Genomic DNA, 22172 nt, shown 5'->3' on the forward strand with positions numbered 1-22172 from the left:
TTTACGCTAAAGGAGCTGTTTCTGTTATATGTTGAAGTTGATATAAATTGTGGTAATATCCTCTTTTTTTCATTAATTCTTCATGAGATCCTGTTTCTTTAATTTCACCATCTTCAATGTAAATAATCGTATCCACATGCGTAATCGTCGCCAATCGATGTGCAATTATGATCGTCGTTCGATCAGCAGCTAACGTTTGAAGCGCCTCTTGAATATATCGTTCATTTTCTAGATCCAAAGCGGAAGTCGCTTCATCTAATATAAGTAACGATGGATTCTTTAAAAACACGCGTGCAATCGCTACACGTTGCCTTTGCCCACCAGATAACTTCACACCGCGTTCCCCGACGACAGTATCATAACCATCAGGTAACTCAATAATAAAATCATGAATTTGCGCAGCTTTGGCAGCTGCAATTACTTCTTCCTCTGTAGCTTTCGGATTCCCATATAAAATATTTGCCCCGATTGTATCGCTAAATAACAAATTATCTTGCAGTACAATTCCAATATGACTACGTAAATTTCTCATATCATACTTTCTAACATCTATCCCATCTACATAAACTGTGCCTGAAGAGACATCATAGAAACGCGGGATTAAACTAGCAAGAGATGACTTCCCTCCCCCACTCGCTCCTACAAGTGCTACCTTCTCTCCTGGCAATATAGTTAACGAAAGGTTATGTAATACCTCTTTTTCATCCGAGTTGTAACGAAAAGATATATTATCAAATATCACTTCACCATTTAATTTTTTCGTTTGTACCGCACCTTGTACATTCACAATATCGTATTTTTCGTCTAACAGTTCAAACACCCGATCCATCGATGCGAAAGACTGTGTTAATGTCGTAGAGGAATTGACAAGGCGGCGAAGTGGACTATACAAACTATCCATATATCCAACAAAGGCAACCATAGTTCCTAAGGTTAACTGCCCCTGAATCACTTCATACGCCGCAAAACCAATCACGAGTAACGGCCCTAAATCTGTTAACGTATTTACTGCCGAAAATGTTCTCGCCGTCCAACTCGTATGTGTTAACGCTTTCGTCAAAAATTCATTATTTCTTTTTTCAAATTGCTTCCCTTCATACTCTTCTAATGCAAAGCTACGTGTCACTTGCATCCCTTGAATACGTTCATGTAAATACCCTTGCATCGTTGCTAACGCTTGTGAACGCTCTTTCGTCAATTTTCGAAGACGCCCGAAAAAATATTTCACTGCCACTACATAAATAGGTAAAATTAATAGCGCAACAAATGTCAATTTTATATTCATAGAAAACATAACAATGATAGCGATAGCAATTGTTGCCGTGTCTAACCAAACATTCATCAAACCAGTAATTACAAAATCCTTCGTTTGTTCTACATCATGAATGACACGCGAAATAATCTCCCCTGTTTTTGTATTCGAATAATAACGTAAACTCAACTTTTGTAAATGACCAAAAATATGTTTTCGCAAATCATATAGTATTGTATTTGCGATACGCTGCGCAAAATATTGACGATAATATTCAATCGGTGGTCTTAACACTGCAAAAATAAAAAAGGCAATCCCAATCGCTGTTACTAGTTGGGACGTCTTATCTTGAAGTGACCCTCCGCCCTGAATGACATCATCAATAATATACTTTAATAACCACGGCATAATGAGCGGGATGCCGAATTTAACTAGACCAATCATAATCGTAATAGCAATAAGCCATCGATATGGTTTAACAAATTGCAAATATCTTTTTATACCTTGCACATAATCCCCCCTCTAATAGGACAAACCTGCGGGGAAATCCCCTGCAGGTTTGTTTTAATTTCTGTACATTAAATATCTCTCATACCACATATCTACAAAGTCTGGTGCGAATGGCCCTTTTCTTTGATGAATCCATTGTGTTAGTTGTGCTACATTTCGTTTTAAAATCGTATCAATTACAGGTGGATATTGCATAATTTGACTATGTTTTTCATATTCATCTTCATCTAAAAGTGTATATGTCATATCTGGATACACTTTAATATCTAAATCATAATCAATATACTTTAACGCTTCAGAATCATATGCAAAAGGTGAGCTTAAATTACAATAATAATATACGCCCTCTTCCCTTAACATTCCAATCACATTAAACCAGTAGTTTGCATGAAAATAACAAATTGCTGGTTCACGAGTAATCCATGTTCGGCCATCTGATTCTGTCACTACTGTACGATCATTTGCTCCGATCACAAGACTTTGTGTCCCTTTTAAAATCGTTGTCTCTTCCCACATTCTATGAATGGAGCCATTATGTTTATAACTATGTATTTGTACTTTTTCTCCTTCTTTGGGAAATCCCATATATGCTCCCTTCCTTCAACTGCAAATGCCCTTTGAACTGCATTCACTTTTTTTCTATTATAACTTTTTTGTCGAAATTTTAAAACTAAAGCGATAAGACTCTATATTTTACACTGAATACGATATCCTTAATCCTATTAAGAAACAAGGATCTTCGCTTAACATTTTATAAAGGAAGAAATGAGAATAAAAAAAGTCCTTCCTCATTTCCATGTACAGAAGGACCTTTCACCTAAAGGCAACAATATATCTTATCCTAAATTTGAAATCATTTTTTCAGTTTCAAAAGATTGAATCACACTATTTGTTTGCTCTTCAAATTTCTCATGTAATAGCTTGAGCGCTAATTCTGTTCTATATATTTCTTGGCGGATAAAATGTAATTCCTTTTTATCGCACGTATCCTTTTCGCTCATTTCAATTTGCTGATACTTCTCTAGGTGAGCTTGTAACTTCAACAACTCATCCATCGTTTCCAATTGCTCTCCTACCAACTTATCAAAATCGTTCATTACTTACCCCCTTTTGGACTTATTTATCATTTATTATTCCTCATTACATATTTCTAATCTTTAACTTCCTTCTCCTTTGACTACATTTGTTGACTTATTAGAAGTTATGTCGTTCATTTTATTTTCATTCCCATGACCAAAGCACAAAGAAAACACTTCTCTCGAATTAGAGAAGTGTTTTTCTTTCATTACTGATTTGAACTAGAAGATTGTGATTGTTTTGCAGCTGATTGTGCATTTTGTTTTTTCACAGCATGCACGTCTGTTTCAGTTGCAAATTCAGTACCATAACTAGCGTTTGCACTTTGTGCACCAGAAGCTTGTGCTTTCTTCGCTTCTGATTGTGCGTTTGCTTGTTTTACTGCTTGCACATCTGTTTCAGTTGAAAACTCTGTACCATAACTAGCATTTGTACTTTGAATGCTAGCACCAGAAGTTGCCTTGTTATAACCTTGTTGTTTTTTACTCATCTTTCTCACCTCCACAATCAATAATGTAACCAATTCAACTAGAAGCTATCCGTAATTTTCTTTTGAAAAAATTCCGCATATATCTCTTGTTACTCATTCAAACTATAGAAAATGGAGGTGGGAATATGTATGTAGGACGCGATATGACTGAACTAACGATGGTTTCAAAAAGTGAGTGGAAAGAAGATGAATTGGCTTATTTTCATCATTCATTACAACAGATTTTGCCGTATTTAAATGCAGAAGGTCAAAGTATCTACAAAGAAATTGTAATAGAAATTGAATCAAGAGGCGGCTTACAAGAAGGTGATGCTAGTTGGACTCATGGGACAAAAATTTCTTACGATTAAAAAAGTGTTCCCAACCTGGGAACACTTTTTTTGTTTATCCCGCTTTAATGGGCAGTAAGACCCCCACCTCAAAATGTAGCGAAAGCAAAGAAGTGAGGTGGGGGTCGGGCTGCCCATAAAAGTCCGATTGGTGAGGGCTGATAATCAGTGGGGGATGAAGAAAACCCCCACTGATTAAAGTTTCACTTTATTGCATTGTAATTTTCTCAACACAATTCTCATAAATCGTACGATGTGATTTAGAGAAAGGTAACTGCTCAAATGCTTCTTTCGATACAAATTTCAATGTATCTGTTTCAACGATATCACCAGTTACTTTTCCGTAAAATACGAATATATCCCATGTGCGATGTGTAAATGTATGTTGTACATTCATTGCGTATTCATCAATAGAAATCGAGAGCTCAAATTTTTCTTTCATATAATCTGTAAGCTGTTCTTTCTGACTTCGAATCCCTTCGCCAAGTTCAATATTCGGAAACTCCCACATGTTAGCTAATAAACCGGTACTTGGACGTTTATTAATGACGTAACGACCATCTTCAGTTTGAAGTACTCCTGCAACGATCGGTACCATCGTAGGGGCTTTCGCTTTACTTTTTACTGGTAATTCCTTTTGAACACCTTCAGCATATCCCCTGCAATGCTCACGTACAGGACAAAGTAAGCATGCTGGATTTTTAGGAATACAAATCAATGCTCCTAATTCCATCAAACCTTGATTAAAATAAGATGGATTTTCAGCCGAAATAATTTCACGCACAATCTCTTCAAACACTTTTCTCGTTTTTGGTTTTGCAATGTCATCCCATACTGATAAAATGCGAGATAATACACGCATAACATTTCCGTCAACTGCCGGCTCTGGTATACCATATGCGATACTTAAAATAGCACCTTTTGTATAGGGACCGACTCCCTTTAATTTCTCAATCTTCTTTACATCACTTGGCACAATCCCGCCATATACTTCTTTTACTTCTTTTACGGCTGCATGTAAATTTCGCGCTCTAGAATAATAGCCTAAACCTTCCCATGCTTTTAACACTTCTTCATCATCAGCATTTGCCAAAGCTTCTAGAGTAGGAAACTTCCCCATGAAATTTGCGTAATATGGTTTTACAGCTTCTACCCTAGTTTGCTGCAACATAATTTCCGAAACCCAAACACGGTATGGATCTTTATTTTTACGCCACGGTAAGTCGCGTTGCTCTTTTTCAAACCAACCAATTAAATCATTTTGAAACTGCTCTATGTTAAAATTATTTAATATTTCAAGTGTCAAACTTGGTCCCCCTCATTTTTTTGCATATAAGTACTATTATAAAGATTTTAGGAAAAAATTTAAGTAAGATGACATAGGAAATAGAAGGCAAAGGACTTGAGGTATCGAATAAAAAGAGTTACATTAATAAAAAACGGAGGTGGATTTCTATGGACACAGCCACTCACCTTGTTATGGGCGTTACTCTAGGCAGTTTGGCCACGTTAGATCCAGCCATAGCACAAAGTGATATTGGGCCACAAGCAGTTATGCTTGCTACAATTGCCGGCTCCAATATTCCTGACATCGATACAGTTTTAAAATTGCGTAATAACGCTAAATATATAAGAAATCATCGTGGGATTACTCATTCCATTCCTGCAGTGATTCTTTGGTCTTTCCTTATAAGTGGCATCTCTTTCGCCTTCTTTTCAGACGCTCCATATTTGCATCTACTACTTTGGTCCTTTATTGCCGTCTTTCTTCATGTCTTTGTAGATATTTTTAATGCCTACGGTACACAAGCATTACGGCCCTTCACAAAAAAATGGGTAGCGCTCGGCATCATTAATACATTTGATACCGTCATTTTCTTTATCCATATACTCGCAATTGCTTGTATGCTCGTAGGTTCCCATAAAGGATATACTGCCTTAGCAGCGTATATATTAATGATTGTTTACTACATCGGACGGATTATGATGCATAGAAATATAAGAAGTGTTGTACAAAAACGTTTCAAAAATGTTGAGAAGATAATCATTTCTCCTTCTTATCGATTTTATCATTATCATTTAGCAGTCGTTACAACCGATTATTACTACGTTGCTAGATGGCATCGTGGTAACATTATGATCTATGATAAGTTCGATCGGGTACCGTTCCCAGATAATGCTATTATGCGCGCAGCTAAACAAGATGAAAACATCTCAGCATTTTTATCTTTCTCCCCTGTATATCGCTGGGACATTTTCGATTATGATCATTATTATGAAGTTCGATTCATTGATTTGCGATATCGTAGTAAAGACTATTATCCATTCGTTGCGATCGTTCAACTCGATCATAATTTAAATATTATTAGTTCCTATACAGGATGGATTTTTAGTGAAGAAAAACTTCGAAAAAAACTGGAGTTACTTCCACATTAAAAAAAGCGACTTCAGTCGCTTTTTTTAATGTTTCAAATGATCTTCTTGATTGATTAAATGGCTATATTTCGGATTATTTGTACGCATTTCATGAAGGCGTCCTCCATGATTATTAATCCATGATCGCACAACTTGTTCAGTCATTTCTTCTCCTTGATAACGACCTGATTTCGCATAAGTCGTTTGAAAATCTTCCCACAGTAATTCAACCCAAGCACGCGCTTGTGCGTAAGAAAGCTTGTCATTTTTGTCTAATAGTTCTTTCGTTAATGCTTCATAAATATCATTCATGTTCTAGTCTCCTTTACCTAATTATCCCTTCATTTCTAAAGGATAGTTTCTTCTATTTTGCACATTCTATAATTGATACTTCTTCAAGAGGTATCAACTGATGATGAGGAGGGCGTTCGCAATGGGTAAACAAGCCGAATTTTGGTCTGAGTCAAAAAACAACAGCAAAATCGACGGTCAACCGAAAGCGAAATCACGCTTCGCTTCGAAACGACCTAACGGCACAATTAACACGCACCCACAAGAACGTATGCGTGCTGCAAATCAGCAGGAAGAGTAGTAACAAAGTAACTTAACTTCCTACACGAGGTGATAAAGATGAGCTACCGTGATCGCTTAGATAGTCGTTCTGAATTATTTAACCATACGTGGACTCGTCCGAAACATGCAAAAGCGCAAGTTAACGGACAGACGCAACAAACCCAGTCTCTCATTATATTGGCGAATGAATGTAAAAAACGCCAATTTTAGAATCTCCTATCTCCTGTAACGCCTACCAAAGATGAAAACCAGAGAGATATTCGCTCTCTGGTTTTTATTTTTCTTGCAATAAAGAAATCGGTATTCCAATCTCTTCATTATCATTTTGCTTATGTCCCCAAGCAAATACCCCATTGAAATACGTAATTTCAAATAATATACCAGGTTCTTCTACTAATTCATATGTCTCACCGATATGGAATTTGTTTATGTCAGTCATATAAGCGCGAGCCATTGCTATCTTTCGCATTAATACATCGAACTCATTTACAATTCCAAGTTGCTCAGCTTTTATCGCTTGCTCTTTCAAAACCCCAATTTCTTCCCTTAGCTCATATGGTGTCATTTCACTGTAGCGTTTTGGCATATTCATTTTATTCCCTCATCCCTCTTCGCGTTTCATTTGCAAAAATATCTCTATCTCATCGATAGAGAATCCTTTGCGATATAACGCTTGTTTCATCTTATTTTCAAATGTCCATCCATCATACTTCTTATATTTCTCATAGTATTTATTCCCATGATAGTGTAACGCTTCTCGTTGCTTTTCGTCATCTTTTTCGTCTTTCAATTCTTCTAAACAAATTTGAATCACATCTCTAGAATATCCTTTACGAACCAGCATTTCGTCTAACTTTAGCTTCATTTGTAAAAAGGAATGCTTTTGATAAGATTTCTTCTTCTTTTCTATAAGAATTAAAGCATTCTCAATTTGCTTTTCCTTCGGATATTCTTGTAAACTATGCGTAATAATTAAATCCTGAACACCTTTATTTAACAACTCTCTTTTAATAACCGTTGGACCTTTTCGATTCACATTACTTTGCGTTCTCGTATATAAAATAGCATACTCTTTATCATTAATATATCGGTCATGTAATAATTTCGAAACGACCTCAGAGATGATGGCTTGTCCAACTTCTTTTTTTCGTAAAAAATCTTCTATTTCTAGTTTCGTTCTCATTTGATAGGATAAATAGGAGATTGCTTGTAAATATGCTTTTTGTACCTCTTCATTGTACAAAATATTTCCTAAAGCTATTTCATCAATTTCTAAGCCTTTTTGTAATCCATGTTTTATTAAGATTACTTCATTGACACTAAATCCGTATTCTTCACCTTGACCTTTATCGATATAAATATTAAACCGTTCTTTCGATCGTTTTTGCACTTCTATTTTTGTAATGACAGCCATACTCTCACCTCTCTATTATTTTAACATAGTCAAGGAACGTTTTTGCTTTTCAAGAATATATATAATGAGGAGGAAATAATTGTGAAAATCGCAATTTCTGGTGGTACCGGCTTTATAGGTAAATACCTTTCTACCTTTTTTATTCAAAAAGGATATACTGTTTACATTCTCTCACGAAAAAAAACTGCTGAAACTTCCGATCCTAACCTTCAGTATGTACAATGGACACCAGATTTACAAACCTTCCCCCTCTCTTCTATTGATGTAGTTATTAATCTAGCTGGAGAGTCTATTAATAGTAGATGGACAAAGAAACAAAAGAAAGTCATTTTAAACAGTAGAATTCAAACAACAAAAGGACTCATTAAACAATTGCAGGCACTCCCTACAAAACCACACACATTTATTAACGCAAGTGCAATTGGATACTATGGAACGTCTGAAACCGAGTCTTTTACAGAACAGCATGTGACTCCTGGAAATGACTTTTTAGCAAATACAGTATATTCATGGGAACAAGAAGCATCTAAAGCACGTGCTCTCGGAATACGGACAATCTACGCAAGATTCGGAGTCGTATTAGGTCCAGACGGAGGAGCCCTTCCAAAAATGCTACTTCCCTATCAATTCTATATCGGAGGTACAGTTGGATCTGGAAATCAATGGTTATCATGGATTCATATAGACGATGTCGTTCGCATGATTGATTTCATCATACACAAAGAAGAAATTGATGGACCTCTTAACATTACAGCTCCTGATCCTATAAGAATGAAGGAATTTGGAGAAATCATTGCAACTATAATAAAAAAACCTCATTGGTTACCTGTCCCTTCATTTATGCTTCATGCTTTATTAGGCGAGATGAGCATACTTGTACTAGAAGGGCAACATGTATTACCTAGTAAAGCAATTGAGTATGGGTATCAATACACATTTCCGTCAATAGACCATGCATTACAAAATATACTTTCGCATACAATGTAGTACTTCTAAAACACAGTTTTACAGAGGGCCCTTTCAAAACTTTTATTTTCTAGCATCCGGAGCATTATTACACAAATAATCTTTCAGTTACTTTCCCTTACATTCCATTAACATTATAAAGTAACAGAAATGAGGTACCTATGAAAATATTGCTCAAACAAGCCATTGTATATCCTATTACATCCCAAAAATTTCAAGGGGATGTACTCGTTATAGGAGAAAAAATTGCTGAGGTCAAGCCTTCCATTCAACCTACTCAAGATATGACAGTTATAGACGCACGTGCTCTTCATCTCTTACCTGGATTTATTGATGTCCATACCCATCTTGGTCTCTATGATGAAGGTACTGGTTGGGCTGGCAATGATGCAAATGAAACGTCTGAAGTTTCAACACCCCATATTCGTTCTTTAGACGGAATCCACCCTTTGGATATTGCATTTCAAGATGCGGTACAAAATGGAATTACAACTGTTCACGTTATGCCAGGAAGTCAAAACATCATCGGTGGTACGACTTGTGTAATAAAAACAGCCGGAACTTGTATTGATCATATGATCATTCAAGAACCTGCTGGCTTAAAGATTGCCTTTGGCGAAAATCCTAAAAAAGTCCATAGTAATGGAACAAAAGAGTCCATTACGCGTATGGGAATTATGGGATTACTTCGGGAATCATTTTATGAAGCACAGCACTACGGGCATGAAGCAGATTTTCGAATGCTTCCTATTTTAAAAGCATTACGCCGTGAAATACCCGTACGTATCCACGCTCACCGAGCAGATGATATTAGTTCCGCTCTACGCTTTGCAACAGAGTTCAATCTTGATTTACGTATTGAACATTGTACAGAAGGACACTTTATTGTTGAAGAACTTTCAAAACACAATTTGAAGGTTTCAGTTGGCCCCACGCTTACACGCCGTTCTAAAATCGAACTAAAAAATAAAACATGGGATACTTACCATATATTATCAAAAAATGGAGTGGAAGTTTCCATCACAACAGATCACCCCTATACACCCATTCAATATTTAAATGTTTGTGCTGCTGTCGCAGTAAGGGAAGGATTAGACGAAAAAACTGCACTAGAAGGAATCACTATATTTCCAGCGCGAAATTTACGTTTAGAGGATAGAATTGGAAGCATTGAGGCTGGAAAAGACGCTGATCTTGTGCTCTGGACCCATCATCCTTTCCATTATTTAGCCAAGCCTGTACTAACTATGATTGATGGAAAAATAATTTACAAAAAAAATAAAAAAAACTAGTTTATTTTTTTGACTAGATAAAGTATTATACGATTATAAACTGAATGAAACCATAATCAATTTGTGTCGTGATTATCATTTTCAAATTGATGAATGGGGAAGGCAAATGGTGCGCCACCAGCGTTAGAAACTGGTTCTAGTGGGTTCGATTCCCACCCGAAATTTTTTAAAGATTGATATAAAAATTTCGAGGGTGGGGTGTTTTTTCGTCATGCTACCCTCGTGTGAGGAGGAGTTAGTATGTTGAAAAAACGCGACTTACACGACAGCCACGTTCTATACGAGTTAATGGTGGATCCAGCTGTCTTCCCTTTTGTGCGTCAAAAGGCTTATTCTTATGAGGAATATTTATTTTTAACGAAACAAACGATTGAAGCTGAAGAGCGTGGGGAATTAATTTCACGCACAATTTTAGATGAATGGGGTAACCCTATCGGAACAATTACTTTATTTGATGTGCAAGAAAAAGCCGGATTCCTTGGAACATGGCTTGGCAAACCTTATCACGGAAAAGGCTACAATAAATTGGCAAAAGATTCATTTTTTAGCGAACTTTTCTACGAGTTAGATATTGAAACGATCTTTATGCGTATTCGCAAAATAAATATTCGTTCTATTAAAGCTGCAGAAAAATTACAATATGTAAACCTAGCAAACGAAACAAGAAAAGCCGTTTATGATGAAATTAACGCAAATGAAGAAGTATATAACTTATATGAAATTCCAAAAGATCAATATACACTTGCTACAATGCGAGATACAACGTTCCAAGATTCTCATCACTTAAAAGAAGCATAATCTAAATTTTCAGAAATAATAATTAACCATTAACATTTTGATATATACGTATATCACCCCATGTCTTTGGAAACGATAAATAGTGACTTTAGGACACGAGGTGATTTGTAATGGATAAAAAGAAACGTGATAAAGCAAAAAACGCATTATCTAGTACACAAGAAGTTCTCTACCAACGAGAATTTCGTAAAGCAGATCGCGCAGCGGGTTATCGCTCGAAAAGTATTTAAAGTGAGAATGAATAATTAGAAGTTCTCCCCCCCTAATTATTCATTCTCATTACATATTTTTTCTACGTGATAGAGTAGGAAAAAGGTTCCTTATAAATAAGGAACCTTTTTTATGTGGATAACGTTATCCACATAATTTATAGAATTGTGAATAAATTAGGCAAACCTTTCACCAGTTTATATATCGTAACGCACATCAAATGTTAGAATTGTGGATATTTTTCTAAAAATTGTGGATAATGTGGATATAGTTGTTAATATTCCGACTTTACTGTTTAATGAAAGCGCACTCTTCATGTGGATAAGTCTTTATCTTCGAAAATAATAAAGAACCCTCTTTAAACATACAAAAGAGGGTTTCATATTAAGTAAATGATTGTGCAAGAGCAGGTGATTTAATAGGTATATGATTCGGTTCTACATGGTTTTCTGCCAAAATTGTATCCACAATATGATCAGCTGGCTCTGGACGATAAATGCTTTTCATCGCTTCTTTCATTTGAAGAAGCCTCATATCATCTTGTAATAACGCCTCTGTTTTTGCAAAAACCTCACTATCATCACGAATGACAACTGCAGCCCCTTTTCTTTCAAAGTACATCGCATTTTCATTTTCTTGTCCTGGAACAGGCTTATATAAAATGACAGGTACTTGCAATGCTGCCGCTTCACTTAACGTAATACCGCCTGGCTTTGTAATCATACAAGAAGTAACACGGAATAGTTCATCAATATTTTCTACATAACCAAATACTTTTAATGCATCAGGATTTTTTTCCTGTAACCCTAACAAATCCTGTTTTAACGCTTCATTTTTCCCACAAACAACAACTACTTGTAAATCAGGTACTGACATAAATGATTGGCATAGTTCTTTTACACTTCCTAATACTCCATGAGCACCTGCTACAATTAGTAAAATCTTTTTATTCTTACATAACTGATATTTATTATATATAATATCTGAATTGATCTTTAACTCAAAACTACTACGAATCGGAATTCCAGTTTCAACAATTTGCTCCGCAGGCACACCAATATCAACCATAACTTCTTTTACGTGATCAGTTGCTACAAAATAACGATCTACTTCCCGATGAATCCATATTTTGTGCACACAGAAATCCGTTAATACGTTATACACAGGAATTGAAATACCTGTTTGCTTTTTTAATTCTGGTACAGCTATAATCGGAAACGTATTAATAACAATATCCGGTTTCTCCGCTTGTAAAAGTAATTTCAAACGTTTTCTTCCAAAATTAGCATACCAAGATGCTATTTTTTTATCATAAATTTTTTCCACGCCATAATAAAACAAGCGGTACAATTCTTTTCCTATTGTATAACTTTTTAAATATAAATATTTTGTAATATCGGTTATAACCGGATGTGATTCTCCGAACAAATCGCATACAATTACATCTTTAATTCCTTTTTGGCGAAATGTTTGTTCTAATGTTTTCGCTACTTGCACATGACCGTTTCCGTAATGTGCAGTTAATATTAAAACCTTGGGGTTTTTTATCAAACAAATCCACTCCTAGCTTATTGTTTCTCCATATTGCATATACGACAATAGGAAAAACATTTTCCTTAAAAATTACATAAACAGACTCTAATATTTCTCTTTCAGCTATGTACCTGTCGTGGATATGCAAAGCATATAAGATTGACCCCTTAATCCTATCTGTGCTCATATCTTTACATTATACTTTCCTATAAGAGCTTTCGCAATAACTTACAAATGTTCTCTATTCCATGATACTCACTCTTTTACTTCTTAATTCTTTTTACTATTTTGATTTCCCTTTACAATTATGTAAATTTCTCCACTTATTCCTTACAAAAATATGGATATTCTATTTTCAGTATACTCTTTTCTCCATATATACTCTAGGTTTTATTGTAAAGAAAGCAAAAAGCCTAACCCAACATTTGGATTAGACTGCTTGTAAAATATGTCTTGCTTCTTCTACATTTTTTTCAGTAGGCGGTTCTACATTTGCGAGTGGATACTTATGCCCAAGTGCCTCCCATTTATATACACCAAGCTTATGGTATGGTAGCACTTCAACTTTCTGAACATTAGACAGACTTTGAATAAAACTAGATAGTTTTTGTAGATCCTCCTCATTATCAGTAATACCAGGAACTAATACGTGTCGTACCCAAATCGGTTTATTTTTATCCGATAAATAACGAGCAAATTGTAAAATATGTTCATTTGGTTTTCCTGTTAATTTACGATGTTTCTTTGAATCAATATGTTTCAAATCCAATAAAACTAAATCTGTGTATTCCATTAAAATATCTAGCTTATTTTGGAATTCTGGTTCTGCAGAATAACAACCACCCGAAGAGTCAATTGTTGTATGAATTCCAATTTCCTTACACTTCTTAAATAATTCAATTAAGAAATCTAGTTGTAATAATGGTTCCCCACCACTAACTGTTATACCGCCTCCGGAAGCTTCAATAAAAGGAAGGTAACATGTCACATCCTGCATTACTTCTTCGACTGTTATTTCTTTTCCTTTACCGATCTCCCACGTATCAGCATTATGACAATATTGACAACGTAATAAACACCCTTGTGTAAATATGACATAACGAATTCCTGGGCCATCAACAGTACCACAAGACTCTACAGAATGAATTCTTCCTTTTACCATGTTACTTCCTCCTTTATTGAAACAGCCTCCCTCTGCTATTTATAAAATGCAGAGGGACACTTTTTTCATTTACATGCTTTCATGCATTGTACGGTTAATTACATCGATTTGTTGTTCACGAGTTAATTTAATAAAGTTTACAGCGTAACCAGATACGCGAATTGTTAATTGTGGATATTTCTCAGGATGTTCCATTGCATCCATTAATGTTTCACGGTTAAATACGTTAATATTTAAGTGATGTCCTTCTTTTACTGCATAACCATCAAGCATTGATACTAAGTTACGTACTTGTACTTCATCCTCTTTACCAAGTGCTTTTGGAATAATAGAGAATGTATTAGAAATGCCATCTTGTGCATCTTCATATGGTAATTTAGCTACAGATAATAATGAAGCTAACGCACCTTTTGTATCACGTCCATGCATCGGGTTCGCACCTGGTGCAAATGGTTCTCCAGTACGGCGACCATCTGGAGTGTTACCAGTTTTCTTACCGTATACAACGTTAGATGTGATTGTTAAGATTGACATTGTATGAACAGAATTTCTATATGTTTTATGTTTACGAAGTTTATTCATAAATGTTTTCACAAGATTTACAGCAATTTCATCTACACGGTCATCATTGTTACCGTATTTAGGGAAATCTCCTTCAATTTCAAAGTCAACTGCAATTCCGTTTTCATCGCGAATTGGTTTTACTTTTGCGTATTTAATTGCACTTAAAGAGTCTGCTACTACAGATAGACCCGCGATACCTGTTGCCATTGTACGAAGAACATTTGTATCGTGAAGTGCCATTTCAATACGTTCATAGCTATATTTATCGTGCATGTAGTGAATAACATTTAATGTGTTTAAATATAGACCCGCTAACCATTCCATTGTCATATCAAACTTATGCATAACTTCTTCATAATCTAATACTTCAGAAGTAATCGGTGCGTACTCAGGACCAACTTGTGCTTTAGATTTTTCATCTTTACCACCATTAATCGCATATAGCAATGCTTTTGCTAAGTTTGCACGTGCACCGAAGAATTGCATTTGTTTACCGATTCTCATTGCAGATACACAACAAGCAATCCCGTAGTCATCGCCGTAGTCAGCACGCATAATGTCATCATTTTCATATTGAATTGCTGATGTTTTAATAGACATTTTCGCACAGTAGTTTTTAAAGTTCTGTGGTAATTGTTTAGACCAAAGAACTGTTAAGTTTGGTTCTGGAGCTGGTCCTAAATTATCTAGTGTATGCAAGAAACGGAATGAGTTCTTTGTTACTAATGGACGGCCATCTAATGCCATACCGCCGATAGACTCAGTTACCCAAGTTGGGTCACCAGAGAATAATTCATTATAATCAGGTGTTCTTGCAAATTTCACAAGACGTAATTTCATAATGAAGTGATCCACAATTTCTTGTACGTCTTCTTCTGTTAAAGTACCATTTGCTAAATCTCTTTCAATATAAATATCTAAGAATGTAGAAGTACGTCCAAGACTCATTGCAGCTCCGTTTTGCTCTTTAATTGCTGCAAGATATGCGAAGTATAACCATTGGAATGCTTCTTGAGCAGTTGTTGCTGGCTTAGAAATATCAAAGCCATGAGAAGCAGCCATTTGTTTTAACTCTTGAAGTGCACGTATTTGTTCAGATAACTCTTCGCGTAAACGCATTGTATCTTCACTCATTACACCGCCAGTTAAATTTAAATCTGCTTTCTTCGCTTCAATTAAATGATCTACTCCATATAATGCTACGCGGCGGTAGTCACCGATAATACGTCCACGTCCGTATGCATCCGGAAGACCCGTAATAACACCTGATTTACGAGCAGCTCTCATTTCTGGTGTATAAGCATCAAATACACCTTGGTTATGAGTTTTTCTCCAATCTCTAAAAATACGACTAAGCTCTTTATCCATTTCGTATCCATAAGATTCACAAGCTTGTTCCGCCATACGAATACCACCATACGGTTGTAAAGAACGTTTAAATGGTTTATCAGTTTGGAAACCGACTACTTTTTCAGTCTCTTTATTTAAATATCCTGGTTCATGTGATGTAATAGAAGAAACAATTTTTGTATCCATATCAAGAACGCCACCGTTTTCACGTTCTTTCGTTGTTAAATCCATTACTTGATCCCAAAGTTGTTTCGTTGCTTCAGTTGCTCCCGCTAAGAAAGATTCATCTCCCTCGTAAACGTTTACATTATTTAAAATGAAATCGCGAACATCAATCTCTGCTTTCCATTTTTCACCTTTAAAGTTTTCCCATGCATTTTTAACATTTTCTAATACTTGAGTCATCCTAATCTCCTCCATTTTTGATTAGTACAGGACTAAGATTTTTTATATAACAGCTTACACACTTAGAATACTACTTTTTTACGAAAGTGAACGAAATAGTTGTGACATGTTTGTGAAATGTTGAGCAAACTACTATATACATAGTGTTAACTTCATTTTAAAGTCTTTAAAATTAACCCTTTCCTTAATTGTATTTTTTTGGTATTCTTATATACGAGTCCTATTTTGTAATATAAAAACAATACCCATTGTAGAGCTGTAATACTCTTATCTCCTAATCTGTTATAGTTTTTATAACAAAACAAAAAAGTGTACATATGTTGTACACTTTTTTGTTACCTATAAAATATCTCTTTTTCTATTTCCATCATGGAATCCACCACGACTGCCTGTTAATGCAATTAATTGCTCTAACCCTTCTATATGATCACCAATAATTCGAAGTACAGCTGGTGGATGACCTATTTTAGCAAAATGTTCACTGGGTCGAATACGGTTCATCTTATCGACTTCAACACGACTTACACATGCAACTTCAAATCCTGAAAGAATAGCTTTCACTTGAGCTACACACGGTGCCAGTAAAGATCTATATCCAATTTCTTTCAAACACTTACGACTAAATGCATTCGGTACAGCAATAAGAGAGCCTACGCCTAGATCTTTTCTATCACAAGCTAAATTTAATGCATATTTAAATGCAGTTACAAGATGAAGCGGTACTCTTAAATCTAAATAATGATTTAGATCATTTAATGCAACATCTGTTCCATCTGCAATAGCTTTCGCAAAAGGATATAACTCACTCGCTGGAATAACAAAATCGCCGTCTATAAATAATACAATTTCTCCTTTTGCGAAATACGTTCCAAGTGAGCGCCCCACATCATTTCCGAGTGCTTCTTTATATACGATTGTCGTTGCTCCCTTTTCTTTTGCAATCGTTGCTGTTTGATCAGACGAACCATTTACAACAACGATAATTTCAAAAGGTTCAATTTTGCGAAGTTCTTCTATAACGTTTCCAATTGTTTTCTCTTCATCTTGTACAGGAATAATGACCGATAATTGCTTTCCCTTATACAAATTCGATGTAACGCCCCATCCTTGATAAAAATCTTCAAAATCTAAAGTATGATAGACACTATCTCTTTTCCTATTTCCATCATAATACCCTCCACGCTCATCGCTACCTACTATTCGCTCCGCTACAGCTTCTATATGGTCACCTATCATCCGTTTTTCAGAATGAGAAAGACCCGTGCCATACGCAGCATGCTCGGTCGGCCGAAATTTATTTGGTGTAATAACGTCAATTGCACAATGTCGACTAATTCTCCATTTGCTTTGAACAAGACGTAAATGAGCGACAATAGGATTAACAAAACATTCATACCCAATGCTTTGAACAACTTCTTTCGTCAACGCATGAGGTACAGATAATAAAGAGTCAATTTTTAACTCCTCACTCTCTAACATTGCATTTAATATTTGGCGCCACACTGTCACTGAGTGCGGTTTTTGTTTCTTTAAAAATAACGCATCCAAATTATTTAAAACGATGTCGGCCTGATCATGTAAAATTGGATTTAGGAATAATTGTAACTTTGAAGTTTGAATAACAAAATCTCCATCTATAAATAGTAATACATCACCTATCGCGTGTTTTGCGCCAACTGCACGGCCCACATCATTCCCCAGTAGCTCTGTATACTTGATTACTTTACACCCTAAATGATCAGCAACCTCTTCTGTACCATCGTTACAACCGTTTGCTACTACAATAATCTCTACTGGATTTAATCCTTTTGCCGATTGAATAACGTCTGAAATCGTATCCACTTCATTACATACAGGTATAATAATCGATAGTGACTTAGCCATTGTTTTCTTCACGAAACCATTTAATAGTTTCTTTCAACCCTTGTTCCCACGTTACTTTCGCTTGAAATTGAACAAGTTCTCTTAATTTCGTTACATCTGGTCTTCTATTTGGAATTTCTTCAAAGCCATGTGGATATACCTCTTCGAAAGGAACTTGAACAATTTTTGAAGAAGAATTCGTTAATTTTTTTATTACTGCTGCTACTTCTTTTATACTCTTTTCATTCTCAGAACCTATATTAATAATCTCACCATTTACCTTCTCATCCATTGCTCGAATCGTTGCCTCTACCGCATCACTTACATACGTAAAACAACGTGTCTGCTTTCCATCTCCATATACGAGAATGTCTTCTCCTCGCAGTGCTGCGCGGATAAATCGTGGGATTACCCCTGCATACGGACCATCTTTCGCTCTTGGACCATAAATATTAAAATAACGAACAATCGTTACAGGTAAACCTTCTAAAGCGTATCCTAAACATAATGTTTCTTCTAACGTTTTACAAATTGCATAACTCCAACGTATTTTAGAGGTTGCACCGTATAATCGATCTCCTTCTTCAGAAAAGGGCGGCTTTGCCTTACCATATACTTCTGAAGTAGACGCAAAAACTACTTTCTTCTTTCCTTTTAGCGCTGCTTGTAAAATGTTTCTCGTTCCATCAAAATTCGTTTCAATAAGCTCTATGCTCTTTTCCATTGTCGTTTTCACACCTAAAATTGCTGCTAAATGAAACACTACATCATGTTGATTTACTAATTCATAAATAGAATTTTTATCTAAAACACTTATTGGAATAACCCGAATTTCTTTCATTAACTCATCATGATATTTATTTTTCCCTTTATAGAAGTTATCAACGATAGTGACATCATAACCTCTTTTCACCAGCTCTTCAGCTAAATGCGATCCAATAAATCCTGCTCCACCTGTAATTAAACATTTCTTACTCATACACTCACCTTCTTTATAATTCCACGTGTATCTACGACTTGCTTTATCCCTTTAAAAACCTTCCAATCGATATTAGAGTGGTCTGTTAAAATTAAAATACAATCCGCTTGTTTAACGACTTGTTCATCCAAAGAAACAGATTGATACACCTTATCTCCAAATTTTGCAGAAGAAATATATGGATCGTGATACGCTATCTCATATCCTGCTTTTATTAACAATTCAATAATTGGCAACGCTGGCGATTCTCTTAAGTCATTTACATCTTTTTTATATGCAATCCCTACAATTAAAACCTTTGCAGGTGATTGCACCACACCTTTTACTTTCCGGACCACTTTCTCTGGCATTTCCTCATTAATTACATGTGCCGCCTCAATTAATTGACTAATTGCTCCATTCTTTTTTATTCTCCACTGGAAATATAAAGGATCTACCGGAATACAGTGTCCCCCTATCCCTGGTCCTGGCCAATACGGCGTAAATCCAAATGGTTTTGTAGATGCCGCTTCAAGTGCCTCATAAAAATCAATTCCTAAACTTTCACATAGTGTATTTAACTCATTTACTAATGAAATATTGACTAAGCGCTGAATATTTTCAAATAGCTTACACATTTCTGCTACTTTTGGGGAGCTAACTGGAACAACTACATCAAATATAGTGCTATACAAAGCCTGTACTTTTTGTTTACACATTTCTGTTTGTCCACTAATGACTTTTGGAATCGTTTGAACTGAATATTGACTATTAGCTGGGTCAATTCTCTCAGGAGAATACCCAATATAGAAATCTTCTCCTACCTTTTTTCCTGTTTGAGAAATAATCGGAATAATAACTTCCTCGAGCGTACCTGGATATGTGGAACTTTCGAAAATGAAGGTTTGTCCTTTTTGAAGGTTTTGTTGTATATAATGCGAAGCTGAAATGAGGGCACTTAAGTCCGGTTCTCTTTGTTCATTAATTGGAGTTGGGACAGTGACAATAACATAATCACTATTTTGAAAATCAGCAATACCTTGATCCGGTGTATTGACTATTAATTTTTTTCTAGTCAATAAACTCTGTAACAATTTAGAAGAAACATCTGGAATATAACTTTCTCCCTGTATAATTGATTCTATTTTTCTAGTATCTTTATCTAATCCAAGCACTGTATGTCCTCTCTCTGCAAAATGAACTGCCAAAGGAAGACCAACATATCCTAATCCGATAATGGCAACTGTACTACTAACATTCATCTGTATTCTCTTCTTCCTTTCTCAATTGTTGAATGATATTTCTATTCCGCTCTCCATCTGTAAAACTCCCGCGCTCGTCTGTGGATTGCAATAAATATGCAATCGCCTCAAGTTGATCACCGAAAATACGATCAAATGCTGGAATACGCCCATTTACAAATCCATGTTGCTCTGGGCGTACTCGATTTGTTTTTATGACATCTACAAAGTCTACCGCTGTAATAGAAAATCCCTCCAAAATAGCTTTCATTTGAGCGAGTGGTGGAATGATAAGAGAATCATATCCGATTTTCTCTATTACCTTTTTATGCATAGCATGTGGTACTGCCGTTAATGAGTTATTCCATAAATCTGGTCGTTTCGCTACCAAATTCACAAAATATTTTCCCATGCTAATTGGGTCTGCCGGATGAAACATATCTAATAAACACTGTAAATCATTCAATGCCACATCATTTCCATCTTCGATAGCATGTAAAAATGGAATTAGTTTTTCCCCTGGAATAACAAAATCACCATCGACAAATAAACAAATATCGGCCGTAGCATGCATAGCTCCTATCGCTCGGGCTACATTATGTCCAAGCGCTTCCTCAAATTCAATAACAATGACATTCTCTAGCTTTGCTTGTTTAACTGTCTCAACGTCCGCTCCATTCGCAACAACTATAATTTCATCTATACCTGATTTTTTCACTTCTTGTATAACAGATCTTATAGTCATCTTTTCTTCTGATACTGGGATAATTGCACTATATTTCGCTTTTTTCTTTTGTAATAAAACTGGTTTATACTTTCCTATAAATTCTCTATCCCTCTTTCCTTCCGAAAAGCCGCCACGGTTACCATATATTTCGATTACGTATTGCAAAGCACGTAAATGATCCCCCATAATACGGCTAGTCGCTTTCGGATAAGGAGAACCGGGTGATGTACCAGTATGAACAGGACGCACTTTATTTGTATGAATGACATCGACTGAAGCCATATCGACAATATCTACTCCTCTAGACATCGCCATCGCTTGAAATAGTGCTGGATCCGCTAAATTCCACCAACCAAACTTCTGAATAACTTCCCTACTCATTGCATGCGGAATTGCGATTAAAGATCCAACAACAAGCTCTTTTTTATTCAAATAACGATTCAACATAAATTTTCCAACTGTCGTATAATGCGGTCTCATCTTTAAATAAACGGACCATGTTAAATTATTCACAACAATTTGGTGGCCTTGCTGAATACCTTTTATAAAACGTTGCAGCTCTCTATGATCAATGACGATATCACCATCTAAAAACAAAACAATGTCGCCTTTCGCTTCTCTTGCACCAATTGCCCGTCCAACATCATTACCAAGAGAATATTTATAATAAATGACATGGCAATGATGTTGTAAGGCTATTTCTTTTGTTCCATCTGTCGACCCATTATCTACTACGATAATTTCATATGGTTTCAATTTCTCCACTTCTACTAAGACTTGTGATAAAGTACTCGCTTCATTATGCGCCGGAATAATAACTGATACCCTCATACTTGTACCACGCTTACCCTTCCAAGCGAACATAAGAAATGATAGGAATACGTACAACTACATCTTCCGATGGTCCATAAGAAGGAGAAGTACGAACACTTACTGCCCCGTCTGTCACAGATAACAAAATACCCGCAACAATTTCGACCGCTGTCACAACTTGCACTAGCTCACCAACATGGTTACGTAATTCTTCAGTAAATAACATATAT

The 22172-nt window shown here is 35.8% G+C and carries 24 protein-coding genes; 8 read left to right on the forward strand and 16 right to left on the reverse strand.

What is annotated here, in order from left to right; all coding sequences use genetic code 11:
• Position 1: 1 nt before the first annotated feature.
• From ACTT1L_RS15250 to ACTT1L_RS15265, 4 genes are all read right to left on the reverse strand, one after another.
• A complete protein-coding gene (locus ACTT1L_RS15250; RefSeq protein WP_016716390.1) occupies positions 2-1762 on the reverse strand; it encodes an ABC transporter ATP-binding protein in 1761 nt (586 codons plus the stop codon).
• A 54-nt stretch (positions 1763-1816) separates the two neighbouring features.
• Positions 1817-2347, reverse strand: a complete 531-nt coding sequence (ntdP, locus tag ACTT1L_RS15255; RefSeq protein WP_000506628.1) for a nucleoside tri-diphosphate phosphatase — start codon at positions 2345-2347, stop codon at positions 1817-1819.
• A gap of 251 nt (positions 2348-2598) precedes the next feature.
• Positions 2599-2859, reverse strand: a complete 261-nt coding sequence (locus tag ACTT1L_RS15260; RefSeq protein ID WP_000997582.1) for a YgaB family protein — start codon at positions 2857-2859, stop codon at positions 2599-2601.
• A gap of 188 nt (positions 2860-3047) precedes the next feature.
• A complete protein-coding gene (locus ACTT1L_RS15265; protein WP_000039045.1) occupies positions 3048-3329 on the reverse strand; it encodes a gamma-type small acid-soluble spore protein in 282 nt (93 codons plus the stop codon).
• Positions 3330-3454: 125 nt separating this feature from the next.
• On the opposite strand from ACTT1L_RS15265, the gene ACTT1L_RS15270 reads away from it, so the two are divergent.
• Positions 3455-3679, forward strand: a complete 225-nt coding sequence (locus ACTT1L_RS15270) for a hypothetical protein (RefSeq protein WP_000289263.1) — start codon at positions 3455-3457, stop codon at positions 3677-3679.
• Positions 3680-3866: 187 nt separating this feature from the next.
• On the opposite strand, the gene mutY is transcribed toward ACTT1L_RS15270, so the two are convergent.
• The gene (gene mutY / locus ACTT1L_RS15275; protein ID WP_000171405.1) at positions 3867-4964 is read right to left on the reverse strand and encodes an A/G-specific adenine glycosylase; all 1098 of its coding nucleotides are present in this window, start codon (positions 4962-4964) and stop codon (positions 3867-3869) included.
• A 149-nt stretch (positions 4965-5113) separates the two neighbouring features.
• Here mutY and ACTT1L_RS15280 point away from each other — a divergent pair, with 149 nt between their 5' ends.
• Complete coding sequence (locus ACTT1L_RS15280; protein WP_000379131.1) at positions 5114-6094, forward strand: metal-dependent hydrolase; 981 nt, start codon at positions 5114-5116, stop codon at positions 6092-6094.
• A gap of 24 nt (positions 6095-6118) precedes the next feature.
• Here ACTT1L_RS15280 and ACTT1L_RS15285 read toward each other — a convergent pair whose 3' ends face one another.
• On the reverse strand, positions 6119-6385 hold the full coding sequence (locus tag ACTT1L_RS15285; RefSeq protein WP_000998157.1) for a YfhJ family protein: 267 nt from the start codon (positions 6383-6385) through the stop codon (positions 6119-6121).
• Positions 6386-6506: 121 nt separating this feature from the next.
• On the opposite strand from ACTT1L_RS15285, the gene ACTT1L_RS15290 reads away from it, so the two are divergent.
• Positions 6507-6665 (forward strand): small, acid-soluble spore protein K, encoded by a 159-nt coding sequence (locus ACTT1L_RS15290; RefSeq protein WP_000517891.1) that lies wholly within the window; start codon positions 6507-6509, stop codon positions 6663-6665.
• Positions 6666-6703: 38 nt separating this feature from the next.
• Positions 6704-6856 (forward strand): YpzG family protein, encoded by a 153-nt coding sequence (locus tag ACTT1L_RS15295; protein ID WP_000122093.1) that lies wholly within the window; start codon positions 6704-6706, stop codon positions 6854-6856.
• Between the two features lie 64 nt (positions 6857-6920).
• Here the strand turns inward: ACTT1L_RS15295 and ACTT1L_RS15300 are convergent, their stop codons facing one another.
• Both ACTT1L_RS15300 and recX read right to left on the reverse strand, forming a co-directional pair.
• Positions 6921-7238, reverse strand: coding sequence for a YfhH family protein (locus ACTT1L_RS15300; protein WP_001057035.1), 318 nt, complete (start codon positions 7236-7238; stop codon positions 6921-6923).
• A gap of 9 nt (positions 7239-7247) precedes the next feature.
• On the reverse strand, positions 7248-8060 hold the full coding sequence (gene recX, locus ACTT1L_RS15305; RefSeq protein WP_000268522.1) for a recombination regulator RecX: 813 nt from the start codon (positions 8058-8060) through the stop codon (positions 7248-7250).
• 81 nt (positions 8061-8141) lie between these two features.
• Here recX and ACTT1L_RS15310 point away from each other — a divergent pair, with 81 nt between their 5' ends.
• From ACTT1L_RS15310 to ACTT1L_RS15325, 4 genes are all read left to right on the forward strand, one after another.
• Complete coding sequence (locus tag ACTT1L_RS15310) at positions 8142-9047, forward strand: TIGR01777 family oxidoreductase (protein ID WP_000684394.1); 906 nt, start codon at positions 8142-8144, stop codon at positions 9045-9047.
• Positions 9048-9187: 140 nt separating this feature from the next.
• A complete protein-coding gene (locus ACTT1L_RS15315; protein WP_000698303.1) occupies positions 9188-10318 on the forward strand; it encodes an amidohydrolase in 1131 nt (376 codons plus the stop codon).
• A 240-nt stretch (positions 10319-10558) separates the two neighbouring features.
• Entirely contained in the window at positions 10559-11116 is a 558-nt protein-coding gene (locus tag ACTT1L_RS15320) for a GNAT family N-acetyltransferase (protein WP_000914738.1), read from the forward strand.
• Positions 11117-11226: 110 nt separating this feature from the next.
• On the forward strand, positions 11227-11346 hold the full coding sequence (locus tag ACTT1L_RS15325) for a YfhE family protein (protein ID WP_000358480.1): 120 nt from the start codon (positions 11227-11229) through the stop codon (positions 11344-11346).
• A gap of 364 nt (positions 11347-11710) precedes the next feature.
• Here ACTT1L_RS15325 and ACTT1L_RS15330 read toward each other — a convergent pair whose 3' ends face one another.
• From ACTT1L_RS15330 to ACTT1L_RS15365, 8 genes are all read right to left on the reverse strand, one after another.
• On the reverse strand, positions 11711-12877 hold the full coding sequence (locus tag ACTT1L_RS15330) for a diglucosyl diacylglycerol synthase (RefSeq protein ID WP_000594702.1): 1167 nt from the start codon (positions 12875-12877) through the stop codon (positions 11711-11713).
• A 412-nt stretch (positions 12878-13289) separates the two neighbouring features.
• Positions 13290-14021 (reverse strand): pyruvate formate-lyase-activating protein, encoded by a 732-nt coding sequence (gene pflA / locus ACTT1L_RS15335; protein ID WP_071742201.1) that lies wholly within the window; start codon positions 14019-14021, stop codon positions 13290-13292.
• Positions 14022-14090: 69 nt separating this feature from the next.
• Entirely contained in the window at positions 14091-16340 is a 2250-nt protein-coding gene (gene pflB, locus ACTT1L_RS15340; protein WP_000195487.1) for a formate C-acetyltransferase, read from the reverse strand.
• A gap of 339 nt (positions 16341-16679) precedes the next feature.
• On the reverse strand, positions 16680-18224 hold the full coding sequence (locus tag ACTT1L_RS15345) for a glycosyltransferase family 2 protein (RefSeq protein ID WP_001129990.1): 1545 nt from the start codon (positions 18222-18224) through the stop codon (positions 16680-16682).
• Complete coding sequence (locus ACTT1L_RS15350; protein ID WP_000037033.1) at positions 18217-19182, reverse strand: NAD-dependent epimerase/dehydratase family protein; 966 nt, start codon at positions 19180-19182, stop codon at positions 18217-18219. The genes ACTT1L_RS15345 and ACTT1L_RS15350 overlap by 8 nt, the downstream gene beginning before the upstream one ends.
• Complete coding sequence (locus ACTT1L_RS15355; RefSeq protein WP_076874438.1) at positions 19179-20423, reverse strand: nucleotide sugar dehydrogenase; 1245 nt, start codon at positions 20421-20423, stop codon at positions 19179-19181. Before ACTT1L_RS15355 ends, ACTT1L_RS15350 begins: the two co-directional genes overlap by 4 nt.
• Positions 20413-21993, reverse strand: a complete 1581-nt coding sequence (locus tag ACTT1L_RS15360; protein ID WP_116777241.1) for a glycosyltransferase family 2 protein — start codon at positions 21991-21993, stop codon at positions 20413-20415. Before ACTT1L_RS15360 ends, ACTT1L_RS15355 begins: the two co-directional genes overlap by 11 nt.
• Positions 21974-22168: a hypothetical protein gene (locus ACTT1L_RS15365; RefSeq protein WP_442821987.1), complete on the reverse strand. Its 195-nt coding sequence runs from the start codon at positions 22166-22168 to the stop codon at positions 21974-21976. The genes ACTT1L_RS15360 and ACTT1L_RS15365 overlap by 20 nt, the downstream gene beginning before the upstream one ends.
• Positions 22169-22172: the final 4 nt, after the last annotated feature.

It is taken from the genome of Bacillus sp. FH, assembly GCF_052216825.1.
Lineage (GTDB): Bacteria > Bacillota > Bacilli > Bacillales > Bacillaceae_G > Bacillus_A > Bacillus_A paranthracis.